Genomic DNA, 13,665 nt, shown 5'->3' with positions numbered 1-13,665 from the left:
AGTTTTCTATAAAGCGGCTTCTAATCTTTTCTGCGATACGGCCATCCAGTTGCAGAGTTTATACAGCAGGCGGGCTCCAACGTTGCCGTTCCACTCGCTGTCACCGGGAGCTACCTCACAAAGGTCAAACCCGATGATCTCCCTGCCTGATTTCACCAACGCCTTGATCAGGTACACCGCTTCTTCAAACTCAAACCCACCGGGTACCGGCGTACCCGTGGCCGGGCAAAGCTTAGGGTCCAGTCCGTCAATGTCAAAGCTGATGTACACCTTCTGCGGTAGCTGCGCGATGATCTTCTTGCATTGCTTTCTCCAGGATGTGCCTTCAAACATCTTGGATTTGATCTTGCTGTCATAGAAGGTGGTAATGCGGCCGTTGGATTGATCCACCAACTCGGCCTCGGCCTGGCAAAGATCCCGGATGCCTACCTGCACCAGTTTCTTCACCTGCGGCAGTTTCAGTGCATTGAACATGATGGACGCGTGCGAATACGTGAAGCCTTCGTAGGCATTCCGTAAATCAGCGTGGGCGTCTACCTGCAGAATCCCGAACTCCTCGTGCTTTTCGGCCAGGGCGTGCATGAACCCGAGCGGGGTGCTGTGATCGCCGCCCAGAACGCCTACCAGTTTCCCTTTCTCCAGGTACGCCAACGTTTCTTTTTTAGACCACTGCAACAGCTCCTCGCCTTTTTGGTTTACTTCTGCCAAAGTAGCGTCAAACTGGGAGGCATCGCCCTGGCTGCCGCCCTCCAGCCACTCAATGTAGGCTTCGGTTTTCTCGCGCAGCCGCTCGCTTTCCCGGGCCCACTCCTCGGGAACCACCGGCATATGAATACCCAGGTGCCAGGCGTTGGGCAACTCCGGGTCAAACAGATCCAGCTGCGGGGAGGCATCGCGCACGGCGGCCGGACCTGCGGCGGTGCCGGCGTTATAGGACACGGTCACTTCCCACGGAATGGGGAAAATCACTACTTCGGACTCTTCCTCGGTAAACGGAAGCCCGAAAAGGCCACTGCCAACTTCTCCTACGCCATTCTGGTCAAACGACGCTATTTTCTTGTGCTTAGAATCGCACATGGTGGGCATGGTCATACTCATACTATAAAACTTTAGAGGCTAATAAATCTTTTACAAAGTTTGGTAAGGCAAAGGCGGCCACATGGATGTCTTCATTGTAGTACCGCAAGCCTTGTTCCCGGGAGAAAGCCGCGGCGACTTCCTGATTGAATTGTTTAGGATGCACGTTTCCTTTGGAGCAAAAGGAGAAACTCCAGGTGCCCGTTGGATAGGTAGGGATAGCCGCCAGGTAGCAATGCACCTTGTCTTGCCCGAAGATGCCTTTGTAGGTATCAAAAATCTCTACGAACACATCGGTGTTGAACCTGGGCGATTCACTCTGGGTGATCATCACTCCATCAGAAGTCAGGCAACGGTAGACCTGGCTGTAGAAATCGGCGGTGAACAGACCCTCGCCCGGGCCAACCGGATCAGCGGAATCTACAATGATCAAGTCGAAAGACCCATCGGGTGTATCCTGGATGTACTTAATGCCGTCTTCAATGAGCAGCTTCAGCTTCGGATGACCAAAGGCACTGGCGGTTTCCGGCAGATGCTGCTTGCAGGCTTCAATCACCAGTTCGTCAATTTCTACCAGCACCACTTCCTCAATGCTGTCGTGGCGCAGCAGCTCGCGCACCGTACCACCGTCGCCGCCGCCAATCACTAAGGCCCGCTTGACGTTTCCGTGGCTGAGCACCGGCACGTGCGTGATCATTTCGTGGTACACGTACTCGTCTTTCTGGGTACACATCACCATGCCGTCTAGGGTGAGCATGTTGCCGTAAGCCAAGGTCTCAAACACCTCTACTTTCTGGTACGGCGACTGCTTTTTGTAAAGTTGGTTTCCAGAGTGTTTTAACGAAAGGGCGATGTTTTCGTCGCGCTCGGTGAACCATACATCGCGGGTGATGGAGGGGATCGGTCTTACCGGCTGGCCTGAGTCGCGGGATTCTACAGTGAAATTGGTGCGCTTCAGCAGGCTTTGCTGGCCTCTACGGCACTCCATAGAAGAACCATGGCTGGCTTCAAAGGCTTCTTTCAAGTAATTGTAGGAAACCCACGGATCCACAGAATCACCGCAGGTGAAAAGGTCAACCGCCGCATACCCGTATTCTGGCCAGGTATGGATGGCCAGGTGGCTCTCCTGGATTACCACCACCCCAGATACGCCATAAGGAGAGAAGTGGTGAAACGTACTGTTGATGACCGTGGCACCGGCTGTCTCAGCGGCAGCCACCATGCTGTTCTCAATATGTACTACATCATTCATTAATTCTGGAGAACAGTTATAGAACTCCACCAGAATATGTCTTCCTAAAGCGTCCATAAGCGGGTATTTAAAATCGGTTTTTGTTTCAGACGCGCAAAACAACAAAAAAGATACTGTAATGGAAAGTTAAGCCTTGGTTCCGTTTTGAAGCTGTTTTGCAGAAATCTGCCTCAAAACGCCTTTTTGGCACCTCACATAAAGCAAAAGAGCCGCACGGGGCGGCTCTTTTGCTTTGAAAAAAGATGGTATTCTTATTTGGTAAGGAAATTATATGACCTGATGATTTCCAGAATTTTAATGAACGTAGAGGTATCAAAAAACAGGAGCAGCGGCAATTCCACCATTTTAGAGTTGTTGGTGAACTGCGTGATCACCGTAAATACCAGGGGCTGAAACAGCGGATGGTCTGTGAAAATACCTTTCAACGACTCAGCAATATCATGCTTGGGAGCTACCGGCGGTGAACCGTAGATGTTTGACTTGAGGATATTGGCCAGCTGAGTCACCAGAGCGCCCGTGATGATGTTACTCACCTCCAACAGCAAGGATTCCTGCATCTCAGTGAGCGGCTCGTTTCCTTTCACGGTCATGCGCAGACACACATGGGAAAGTTGCTCCACGTGCCGTTCAGAGAACAGCATGAGGGTGGAACCGTTTAATTCCCCTTTGATATCTGACTGTATGATCACGTGCGAGTTTTCGTAGGCTCTCACAATTTTCAGTAGCTCTTCGGCCTCCATTAGCTGCAGATCGGGTACTTTCAGCAGTACACGGTCCTTGGCAATGACAGCAAACGAGTCTGCTGCCCGGGCTAATCCTATATTCAGGATTTCCTTGATGATATCCCGCTCTAGTTCATTTACTTGAAGCTCCATGAATCAGGCATTAAAAGGTTTTCTTTCCTACCAGCACTTACCTTCTGGCTATAAAGTAGCGGGTAATGGCGGCCACATCCAGTACCAGGCATACTTTACCCGATCCCAGAAGGGTTACCCCCGCGTATATATCAATTGTGTTGACCGGCCGCGCCAGGGCTTTGATCACGATGTCTTGCTGTCTCAGCAATTTATCTACTATCAAACCTAACTTCCGGTTGTTGTAGCTCACAATGATGATGTTCTGCACATCATTATCTAAATCTTTTTTCTTGACGCTATACTCTCTTATGTCATTGTTGAAGAGCTCGCGCATAGATACAATGGTGATGGTTTCTCCATTAATATCGGCTACAAGCAAATCACCTACTTCATGTAACTCCTGTGTTGGCCAGGCCACTACAGAATCAGTATGCATCAACGGAATGGCATAGAAGTTTTCCTCTATCTGGCAGAGCAAAGCTCCTTTTACCGCGATAGACGTTGGCAGGAAAAGCGTGAAGGTAGTGCCTTCCCCTTTCTTTGAGTCTACCCGTATTCTTCCGCCAATGGAGTCAATGGCGTTTTTCACCACGTCCAGGCCAACGCCCCGGCCCGAAACTTCCGTTACTTCCTTGGCCAAGGAGAAACCCGGCTCAAACAAGTAAGAAAGTACCTCGGTCTCCCGTAGATCTTTTACGGCATCGGCCGTCAGGAATCCCCGCTGCACAATGGCCCGCTTCACTTCTTCCTGGTCAATCCCTTTGCCGTCATCGGTCAACCGAAGGATCACCGTATCCCGGTCATTCTGCGCCGAGAGCGTCACGTTGCCGTGGGGCGTTTTCTTTGCTTTTTTTCGAACATCGGCCTTTTCTATCCCGTGCGAAATAGCATTCCGCATGAGGTGAAGCAAAGAATCTGTGATGATCTGCAGAATGTTCCGGTCAATCTGGATATCCTGCCCGGAAATCTCCAGGTTGATCTCCTTCTTCTCGGTCACCGCAATGTCCCGCACAATACGCGGGAACTTGTTGAACAAGGAACCCACGTTTACCAGGCGGGCATCCATGACACTGTACTGCAACTCATCTGTGATGCGGTACAGGTGGGCGCTCACGTTCTTGAGATCATCGTTGTCCAGTTCTTTACTGATGGACAGAATGCGATCCCGGTCAATAATCAACTCCCCTACCAGGTTCAGCAGATGGTCCAATTTCTTGATCTGGATGTAAATCAGATCAGAAAGCGACAGGTTCTTAGAGGTATAATACTTCTGAACCTTTGACAGCTCAGTAGTATTATCAGATAAGGTATTGACAATGATGTCAAGGTTCCGCAGCAAGGCAGGACTTGGTTCCACTTCGTTAGGACCGTCTATGCCCGAGATCATCTCTCCCAGCATGTCAATCCCATCAAACAGAACCGTCACTACTTCATCTGTGAAGCTTAGTTCTTTGTTTCGGATCAGTCCAAAAGCCGTTTCCAGCTTGTGCGAGACGTCTCCAATGGTGGTATAGCCAATGGCTTTGGCATTGGCTTTCAGGTTATGGAGCAACCTGAAAATCTCCGCTAAAAGCTGTTCGTCTTCCGGGTTTTTCTCCAGTTCACTGATGTGCCGGTTCAGCGCATCAAAATACTCGAGAGCCTCGGCTATAAATATTTCTTTATATTCCTGATCTCTCGATTTCATCCTACGAATTTACGTTGGAGCGCATGGCTCATGTGTCGGTCTGCGGCAAACCGGTTTATGATGGAATTGATTTGGCCTAAGGCAAACACTCCATGGACTGCCCCATTTTCTATGGCCGATTTCGCCATCCCGAAAATGGTGGAAGATTCTTCATTCTGGGCTATTACTACTCCCCCTCGTTTCATGATCTCTCTGGCACCGGCAGTACCATCCTGGCCCATTCCGGTTAAGATGACTCCCAAAACCTGGGAGTTGGCACACTGGGCGGCAGACTCCATCAATATATCCACCGAGGGTGTATCCATGGCAAAAGAAGGTTCCAGGTCAAGGGTTAGCTGATCTGGTCGCAACGTCTTTTTTCTAACCCGCATGTTTTGTCCGCCGGGCGCTATCACTATGGTTCCGGCGCTCAGCTTCATACCTTTAAAACCTTCTTCCACACGCCACCTGGTCAATTTCTGTAGTCGGCGCGCCAACCGTTTGGTGAACTTATCGGGCATGTGTACCGCCACCAGAATCACTGTAGGATAGGGTACCGAGAGGCTTCTTACGATAACCTCAATGGCCGCAGAGCCCCCCGTAGAAGCACCAATCACCACTACGTTCAAAGGACCATCCTTTTGAGTAGGTGTACTAAGCAAGGCTCGGCTCCTTCTAACAGAGGTGTCTGTTATGACCTCCCTTCTCCTGATAGGCTGTGCCGTAGAAGAGGTGTCTGAGAACCTACCTACAAACTCCCGTAGGGTAGACATCAGCCCAGCCTTGGAAGCTACAACATTTGTGCTTCTTCTCTCTACAGAAGTGGTCTGCTGCCCCTGGCTTCTGTACCTCCGAGGGATATAAGAAATTCCTTCGGCCATTTCCTGGGAAACCATCAACAGCAAAGAAGAATCCTGTCCATACACAGGTTTGAACATGGGCAAAGAGCCACTCATGGTCAATCCCTGGTGGGCAACTATCAGGTCAGGTTTGGCAGACATGGCCTTGAAGATCAACTCTTCTCTGGATCGGGCAGTATCCACCACTTCCAGCTGGGGCTCGGCATCTATCAGGCCGGACAGCACCAACCGGGAGCGTACGGACGTATCTCCTATCAAAACCCTGATTTTAGCTTGCTGCGTCTGCTGCACTGGTGAAAGTGAGTGGCGGTAAATGTATTTGTTCTATTCTTCTTTGAAGGCGTTGTTCAACGCTTCCAGCACTTTGTCTTCTGAGAAAGGCTTGATGATGTACTGGAACGCCCCGTATTCAGCAGCCTCGTTCATGATTACCTCTTGCCCAACGGCACTTACAATCACTACTTTGATGCCTGGGTTGTCACCCTTGATTCCTTTCAGCACATCCAAACCGGTGTTGTCTGGCAGGATCACATCAAGCGTAACCAGGTCTGGAACCTTTTCTCTAGCCAGTTGCAAGGCGGTTTTGCCGTCCGGGGCTTCCCCCACCACGTCATACCCTGCATCCAGCAGCATGTTCTTCAACATAGTGCGCATGTAGAAGGAATCATCTACAATCAGTATTCTTTTTTTATCAGTAGTTTCCATAAGTAAAAAGGTCAATAATGAGCACTATGACTTCAACTGCAGAATCTCATCTGAGGTTAGTATTTTGTACATGTCCAGCACAATGATGAGCCGGTCTTCATGCTTGCCAATACCCTCAATGAAGTTCTCATTGATATTAAGATCCTGTATAAAAGATGGAGCCTTGTCTATACTGGAGACGGGCAGGGTAAGTGATTGAGGAACCTCTTTCACAATAAAGCCCATGGTATAGTCTTTGGCCTCCATCACCAGAGTATAGGTATGCTGTTCTGGGTTCCCGGAAGGGCGCTCAATTCTGAAACGCTCTTCCAGGTCCATGATAGCGATAATGTCTCCCCTGATGTTGGATACCCCTTTTATAAAGGAGGGCGTTTTGGGCATGCGGGTGATCTCTGGCGTGATGGTCACCTCTTTCACCTGATCAATGCGCACCCCGTACTCTTCACTGCCTAGTTTGAAGACAATCAAGTGTACTCTTTCCTCTACATTAGGCTCTTTTTTATCCCTAACACTCTGAGATTCCATTATTCCTGTCCTCTGGATTTAGTATTCTTTTTACCAGCAAGTTTCTTGAGGCCTTGATCATCGGTAAGGTCACCTCCCATGAACGAACGGTTACGGGACGAAATACCCGGGGTGAATCTGCGGTTGTTGCGGTTAGGGTACACGATGTTACCGTTAACCAGCTTGAAGGCCGAGATACTCACCTGCAGGTCTTCTGCAATGTCATTCAGGCTCTGGCTGGAAGAAGTCAATTCCTGCATGGAAGTGGAAAGCTGTTTAGCAGTTCCTGCTACCTGTTGCGTACCAGATGCCGTTTGCTCGGCAATGGCTACCACTTCTTCCACGTATTTCACCACGTCGCCGATGGAGGTTTTCTGAACTTCGGTAGACACCAGGATGTCTTGTGCACTGCGCAGTGTTTCCCCGCTGGAAGTCGCAATGTTTTTGAAGGCCCCGGAAGCCTCAAACGTGGCATTCTTTCCTTTCAATACACGGCCTTCCATGGTAGCAATCGCGGCAGCGGCAGAAGAAGTATCTTTCTTCACGTCTTCTACCAGGGTAGCGATCTCACTGGCTGATTTGCGAGACCCTTCGGCCAGTTTCCGGATTTCCTCGGCTACCACCGCGAAACCTCTACCCGCTTCACCAGCACGGGCCGCCTCAATGGCTGCGTTCAATGCCAGCAAGTTTGTCTGAGCCGCGATGTCGGTAATCACCCCAAGTGACTTTGAGATTTCCTGGCTACGGGTACTCAATACTTCAATGGTTTTAGCTGTTAGAGCCGCAGAAGAAGAAATCTCCTCCATGTTGCGCACCACCTCTGCCACTGTTTTAAGACCCAATTGAGAAGTTTCCTCCCCCATCACTGCTGAACGGTTCACCACATCGGCTTTGTTCGCAGTCTCTTTGGTAGCCTTCATGATTTCTTCAATCAGTTTGAAGGCCTGGTCTGTTTTCAAGGCTTGGTTCTGGGCACCTTCCGCCATTTGTTGCATGGCTAAGGCTACATCTACCGTAATGCGATTCATCTCCAATCCTTTGGCAGCCATTTCCTCAGAAGAGCTACCCACAATGAGTGAGGAATCGTTGATTTCACCTAATAGGGCATTCAGGTTATCTACCGCCAGGTTCAAGGCGTTAGACATAGCCAGAATATCACCGGCGGTCTGGATTTCTACTTTCTGGGTTAGGTCACCTTCGGAAATAGAGCGTACTACGCGAGACACTTCCAACACCGGAGTTACGATGGACTCTAACAAGTCATTCAGCGTATCTACCAGTTCTTTCCAGCTTCCGCTTACACCTGGTACTGAGGCACGTTCGGTCAGTTTTCCTTCCACCCCGGCTACTCTGGCTACCCGGCTTACCTCACCCGCTAAGCGGTTCAGGTCTTCCACCATGCTGTTGATCGTGTCTGCCAGATCTGCTAATTCTCCTTTTGCCTGTAATGTCAGTTTTTGGGTCAAGTCACCTTTAGATACCGCGGTTACTACCTTCACGATACCACGCACCTGAGTGGTAAGGTTAGACGCCATCACGTTCACATTGTCGGTGAGGTCTTTCCATACCCCGGCTACGTTTGGCACTTTGGCCTGGCCACCCAGTCTACCTTCGGTACCTACCTCGAGCGCCACACGGGTTACCTCGCCGGCGAAGATGTTCAAGGAGTCCACCATCTGGTTGAGGTTGTCCTTCAGCTCGGCTAATTCGCCACGTACCCCAACGGTCACTTTCTGAGTCAAATCCCCTTTAGCTACCGCAGTCGCTACGTTGGCGATGTCACGTACTTGCAGGGTAAGATTGGAGGCCATGGTATTTACATTGTCAGTCAATGCTTTCCAAACCCCACCTACATTCGGCACAGCCGCCTGGCCACCAAGTTTACCCTCAGTACCTACTTCCAATGCCACTCTGGTTACCTCGCCAGCAAAGATGTTAAGCGAGTCCACCATTTGGTTTAATATATCTTTCAGTTGAAGGATTTCACCCTTCACATTTACTGTCATTTTCTGGCTCAAGTCACCCTTCGCTACCGCAGTTGCAACGTTGGCGATGTCACGTACCTGCGAGGTGAGGTTAGACGCCATGGAGTTCACGTTGTCAGTGAGCATCTTCCAGGTACCGGCCACATTTGGCACTGCCGCCTGTCCGCCCAGTTTACCCTCAGTACCCACTTCAAGCGCCACCCGGGTTACCTCACCAGCGAAAACGTTTAGTGAGTCCACCATCTGGTTTAAGATGTTTTTCAACTCCAGGAGCTCTCCGTTAACATTCACCGAGATCTTCTGGGTCAGGTCACCTTTCGCTACGGCAGTCGCTACATTCGCAATATCGCGTACTTGCAGCGTCAGGTTAGAGGCCATTGAGTTTACATTGTCGGTCAACTCTTTCCAGGTACCACGTACTTTTGGCACGTTGGCCTGGCCGCCCAGTTTTCCTTCGGTTCCCACCTCTCTTGCTACCCGAGTTACCTCGTCTGCGAAGATGTTCAGGGAATCCACCATCTGGTTCAGGTTGTTTTTCAGCTCTAAGAGCTCACCTTTTACATCTACCGTGATCTTCTGGCTCAGGTCCCCTCTCGCAACCGCGGTCGCCACATTCGCAATGTCGCGTACCTGCGAGGTCAGGTTACCAGCCATGAAGTTCACGTTGTCAGTAAGGTCTTTCCATACTCCGCCAACGTTTGGTACATTGGCCTGACCACCCAGGATACCTTCGGTTCCTACCTCACGAGCCACCCGGGTTACCTCACCCGCGAAGATGTTCAGGGAGTCCACCATCTGGTTCAGGTTGTCCTTTAATTGGAGGAGCTCGCCTTTAACATCCACGGTGATTTTTTGAGTCAAATCACCTTTCGCTACCGCAGTCGCCACATTCGCAATGTCACGTACTTGCAGCGTCAGGTTGGAGGCCATGAAGTTCACGTTGTCGGTAAGGTCTTTCCATACCCCACCTACATTAGGCACAGACGCCTGGCCGCCCAGTTTACCCTCGGTACCCACTTCACGGGCTACCCGGGTTACCTCACCGGCAAAGATGTTGAGAGAGTCCACCATCTGGTTGAGGTTGTCTTTCAGCTCGGCTAATTCTCCACGTACCCCAACGGTGATTTTCTGGCTCAGGTCACCTCTTGCTACCGCAGTCGCAACATTTGCGATGTCCCGCACCTGCAGCGTCAGGTTGGAGGCCATTGAGTTTACGTTGTCAGTAAGGGCTTTCCAGGTACCAGCCACATTTGGCACAGCGGCCTGACCGCCCAGTTTACCTTCTGTTCCCACTTCCAATGCCACTCTGGTTACCTCACCGGCGAAGATGTTCAGGGAGTCCACCATCTGGTTGAGGTTATCCTTCAGCTCGGCCAATTCGCCTTTCACACCAACGGTTACCTTCTGGCTCAGGTCACCACGGGCAACGGCAGTTGCCACATTGGCAATATCACGTACCTGAGAAGTCAGGTTACCCGCCATGAAGTTCACGTTGTCGGTGAGGTCTTTCCAAACCCCGCCTACGTTCGGTACAGAAGCCTGGCCGCCCAGTTTACCTTCGGTACCCACTTCGCGGGCCACCCGGGTTACCTCACCGGCGAAAATATTGAGCGAGTCCACCATCTGGTTCAGGTTGTCTTTCAATTCAGAAAGCTCGCCTTTTACCCCAACAGTGATTTTCTGGCTCAAATCTCCTCTCGCTACCGCGGTCGCTACGTTGGCGATGTCCCGCACTTGCAGCGTCAGGTTAGACGCCATGTAGTTTACGTTGTCGGTAAGGGCCTTCCAAACCCCGGCCACATTTGGCACGGCAGCTTGTCCGCCCAAGATACCCTCGGTACCCACCTCAAGCGCCACGCGGGTTACCTCGCCGGCGAAGATATTGAGGGAGTCCACCATTTGGTTAAGGTTATCCTTCAGCTCTGCTAATTCGCCTTTCACATTTACTGTGATTTTCTGAGTCAGGTCACCTTTCGCTACCGCAGTCGCTACGTTGGCGATGTCGCGGAGCTGAGAGGTAAGGTTGCTGGCCATGGTGTTCACGTTGTCGGTAAGGTCTTTCCAAACCCCACCCACGTTAGGCACTTTCGCCTGGCCACCCAGTTTACCCTCGGTACCCACTTCACGGGCCACCCGGGTTACCTCATCCCCGAAGATGTTCAAAGAGTCCACCATTTGGTTGATATTCTCTTTGAGCTGGAGCATTTCCCCTTTCAGGTCCACCGTTACTTTCTGGTCCAGGTTCCCCTGGGCAACGGCAGTGGTAACTTTGGCAATGTCCCGTACCTGAGAAGTCAGGTTAGAGGCCATCGCGTTTACGTTATCGGTGAGTTCTTTCCAGATACCGGCTACGTTTGGCACAGAGGCCTGTCCGCCCAGCTTCCCTTCCGTACCTACTTCCAAGGCCACCCTGGTTACCTCACCGGCAAACAGGTTCAGGTTGTCAATGGTGCGGTTGATAGTTTCGGCCATCACCTTGAAGTCACCGGACACGGGAATCTGGAACGTCTCGTCCAGGTTACCCCGGGAGATGTTCTTCAATACCTTGCCTACTTCCAATACCGGTACGGCGATGGAATCTACCAGGCCGTTGATATTGTTGATCATGTCTTTCCAGAAACCAGAGGCGTTCTCTGCTGAGGCACGGGCTTTCAGGTTACCCTCTACCCCGGCAACTTTAGAGATACGTGATACCTCGCCTCCTACCCCCCCAATCATCTCCACCATGGAGTTGTAGGCTTCGGCTATTTCTGAGAAGATATCGTTGTTCTGCTTGGTCAAACGCACAGAGACGTCTCCTTTTTTGAAGGCGTCTAGCGCGTAGAGCACGCGGTTCAGCTGCTCATTGATATAGTCTGAGTTGTCTGACTGAATCTGGCGGGGCGAATTGCTTCTTCTAGCCTGATCTTCCTCCACCAGGGTTACTGATTTTCCGCCTTTATCGGCTTGCTTCTCCAATGTCTTTCCTCCTGCACGGGCTTTTGTAGCAGTTTGTCTTCCGTTAGACTCTGCCAGTGTAGTTTCTACAACAGGGGTGGTGGGTTCCGGGGCCGGCGTCTCCTGAGGCGGTTCTGCCGGAGTCAACTCTGCCGAAGGAGTGGCAGCGGCATCCGAAGGTTGTTCAGGGGGCGTACCCGCCTCCGTCTTCCCAATCAGCTTGTCCTTGTTGAGTTTTAAGTTTTTACCTAAAGCCATCTTATCTATGATTGAAGAGCGTTTTATCTGCTATGGCAAAAAGATGCCAATTTATTTATACTTTGAAAGTCTCCCTGGAGAGACAAACCGCAATTTACTAACGAAACAAGAATTTATAAAGCTTGTTTGCTAAGAAACTGATACAAATTCCCGGGCAAGGCCCAAATAATCTTTGGCTCCGTAAGAGGAGGCGTCATAATCAATGACACTTTGCCCAAAGGAAGGAGCCTCGGCTAATTTTACATTAAGGCGTATTCTTTGCTGAAAAATATATTCGTCCACGTTTTCTTTTAGGTAATCTTCTATCTCGGTACTCAGTTTCCGGCGCTTGTCATACATTACCACCACAATGCCTTTCACCTTCAGTTTTGGATTTAAGGCGTTTTTGATCTGCTGCACGGTGTTCAGGATTTGCCCCAATCCCTGTAGGGTGAGCACTTCCATCTGCAAAGGAATCAACACTTCATCAGACGCGGCCAGCGCATTCACGGTGAGCAATGACAGAGACGGGGGACAGTCTATCAGAATATAGTCAAAGCCTTCCACCTCACCTAAGAGTTGTTGCAGGAACCGCTCCCGGCTTTCATGGGTCACCAGGGAAATCTCCACATCCACCAGTTCATTGGAGCCGGGTGCTACGTACAGCCCGTTCCGCTCCTGGATGCAGGTTTCCAGCTTCTGCTGCCCACCGAAAACATCGGCCAGGGTGCAGGCAGGCTCCGTGATTCCTAACGAATAAGAAAGGTTAGCTTGTGGGTCCAGATCGATCAATAACACGCGTTTGCCCAGTTTCTGCAGGGCGCTCCCCAGGTTGATGGTAGTGGTGGTTTTACCCGTACCCCCCTTTTGGTTGATGACCGATACGATTGTTGTTGCCATAGGTTACAGAAAATTGAAAAAAATTTTCCTCTTGCGTGGACGAGGCGCTAAACTACAAATTATTCAATGCTGGATTGCTGTTTAGGGCGTATTTTACTTAAATGAGGCAAAAAAACGGCAAACACTACTCCTTATATATGGTGTGTAATTTGCAGGTGCCGTTACGCAAGTTTTCCCAGGAATAACCGTTGAAATGTAAGTGGGCAATAGTGGCCGGGCTGAACGACACCTCCTCATGGGCGAGTTGTGAAGCGAAGAAAGAGATAGTGGGATTATGGCCTACCACCAGTAACATATCTACCTCATCATCCACGCCGTGGAGCAGGTTCAGCAGGTCTCGCTCTGAGCCGTAGTAAATGTCTCTTTCCAGTTGCACCGGCACCTGATGCTCCATCTGCTCCAGCATACTCTGCAGGGTCATCTGGGTTCTTACCGATGGGCTGCACAGGATCAGCTCGGGCAACAAGGGCTGATTTTTCAGCCAAAGACCGGCCTCACCCGCCTGCCGCTCGCCGTAGAGGGTGATCTCCCGGTCAAAGTCAGTCTGGCCAATTTGTTTTTCCGCCGCGGTGGCGTGTCGCATCAATAAGAGATTCTTCATGCCTAAGTATACTAAAAAAAACCTTTTTATTGCCCTCGGGTATATTCTTTTACCTCTTTGAAGCAGCCGGCATAAAGATAGTGG

The 13,665-nt window shown here is 50.6% G+C and carries 10 protein-coding genes; all 10 read right to left on the bottom strand.

All coding sequences use genetic code 11. From position 1 onward, the window contains the following. Positions 1-6: 6 nt before the first annotated feature. The gene (locus JT719_RS00620) at positions 7-1,098 is read right to left on the bottom strand and encodes an agmatinase family protein (protein ID WP_242693029.1); all 1,092 of its coding nucleotides are present in this window, start codon (positions 1,096-1,098) and stop codon (positions 7-9) included. A 1-nt stretch (position 1,099) separates the two neighbouring features. Further along, positions 1,100-2,386: a polyamine aminopropyltransferase gene (gene speE / locus JT719_RS00615; RefSeq protein WP_207430075.1), complete on the bottom strand. Its 1,287-nt coding sequence runs from the start codon at positions 2,384-2,386 to the stop codon at positions 1,100-1,102. Between the two features lie 194 nt (positions 2,387-2,580). Beyond that, on the bottom strand, positions 2,581-3,204 hold the full coding sequence (locus JT719_RS00610; protein ID WP_207430073.1) for a chemotaxis protein CheC: 624 nt from the start codon (positions 3,202-3,204) through the stop codon (positions 2,581-2,583). A gap of 37 nt (positions 3,205-3,241) precedes the next feature. Further along, the gene (locus JT719_RS00605) at positions 3,242-4,873 is read right to left on the bottom strand and encodes a chemotaxis protein CheA (protein WP_207430071.1); all 1,632 of its coding nucleotides are present in this window, start codon (positions 4,871-4,873) and stop codon (positions 3,242-3,244) included. Next, positions 4,870-6,003 carry a chemotaxis protein CheB gene (locus tag JT719_RS00600; RefSeq protein ID WP_207430069.1) on the bottom strand — a complete coding sequence of 378 codons (1,134 nt, stop codon included), beginning with the start codon at positions 6,001-6,003 and terminating at the stop codon, positions 4,870-4,872. The genes JT719_RS00605 and JT719_RS00600 overlap by 4 nt, the downstream gene beginning before the upstream one ends. A gap of 33 nt (positions 6,004-6,036) precedes the next feature. Next, a complete protein-coding gene (locus tag JT719_RS00595) occupies positions 6,037-6,417 on the bottom strand; it encodes a response regulator (protein ID WP_207430067.1) in 381 nt (126 codons plus the stop codon). A gap of 24 nt (positions 6,418-6,441) precedes the next feature. Continuing rightward, positions 6,442-6,942 (bottom strand): chemotaxis protein CheW, encoded by a 501-nt coding sequence (locus tag JT719_RS00590; RefSeq protein WP_207430065.1) that lies wholly within the window; start codon positions 6,940-6,942, stop codon positions 6,442-6,444. Further along, a complete protein-coding gene (locus tag JT719_RS00585) occupies positions 6,942-12,101 on the bottom strand; it encodes a HAMP domain-containing protein (protein ID WP_242693027.1) in 5,160 nt (1,719 codons plus the stop codon). Before JT719_RS00585 ends, JT719_RS00590 begins: the two co-directional genes overlap by 1 nt. Positions 12,102-12,230: 129 nt before the next feature. Further along, the gene (locus JT719_RS00580; RefSeq protein WP_207430064.1) at positions 12,231-12,980 is read right to left on the bottom strand and encodes a ParA family protein; all 750 of its coding nucleotides are present in this window, start codon (positions 12,978-12,980) and stop codon (positions 12,231-12,233) included. Positions 12,981-13,104: 124 nt separating this feature from the next. Next, a complete protein-coding gene (locus JT719_RS00575) occupies positions 13,105-13,581 on the bottom strand; it encodes a SixA phosphatase family protein (RefSeq protein ID WP_207430062.1) in 477 nt (158 codons plus the stop codon). Positions 13,582-13,665 lie beyond the last annotated feature (84 nt).

This window comes from Sabulibacter ruber (assembly GCF_017355955.1).
GTDB lineage: Bacteria > Bacteroidota > Bacteroidia > Cytophagales > Hymenobacteraceae > Nibribacter > Nibribacter ruber_A.
The sequence above is the reverse complement of the archived record's forward strand: the minus strand, read 5'-3'. Positions and strand labels throughout refer to the sequence as shown.

Excerpts from the sequence above, each read along its gene's own strand:
- JT719_RS00610 (WP_207430073.1), bottom strand. The coding sequence starts at position 3,204 with ATGGAGCTTCAAGTAAATGAACTAGAGCGGGATATCATCAAGGAAATC.
- JT719_RS00590 (WP_207430065.1), bottom strand. The coding sequence starts at position 6,942 with ATGGAATCTCAGAGTGTTAGGGATAAAAAAGAGCCTAATGTAGAGGAA.
- JT719_RS00595 (WP_207430067.1), bottom strand. The coding sequence starts at position 6,417 with ATGGAAACTACTGATAAAAAAAGAATACTGATTGTAGATGATTCCTTC.
- JT719_RS00620 (WP_242693029.1), bottom strand. The coding sequence starts at position 1,098 with ATGAGTATGACCATGCCCACCATGTGCGATTCTAAGCACAAGAAAATA.
- JT719_RS00605 (WP_207430071.1), bottom strand. The coding sequence starts at position 4,873 with ATGAAATCGAGAGATCAGGAATATAAAGAAATATTTATAGCCGAGGCT.
- JT719_RS00580 (WP_207430064.1), bottom strand. The coding sequence starts at position 12,980 with ATGGCAACAACAATCGTATCGGTCATCAACCAAAAGGGGGGTACGGGT.
- speE (WP_207430075.1), bottom strand. The coding sequence starts at position 2,386 with ATGGACGCTTTAGGAAGACATATTCTGGTGGAGTTCTATAACTGTTCT.
- JT719_RS00575 (WP_207430062.1), bottom strand. The coding sequence starts at position 13,581 with ATGAAGAATCTCTTATTGATGCGACACGCCACCGCGGCGGAAAAACAA.
- JT719_RS00585 (WP_242693027.1), bottom strand. The coding sequence starts at position 12,101 with ATGGCTTTAGGTAAAAACTTAAAACTCAACAAGGACAAGCTGATTGGG.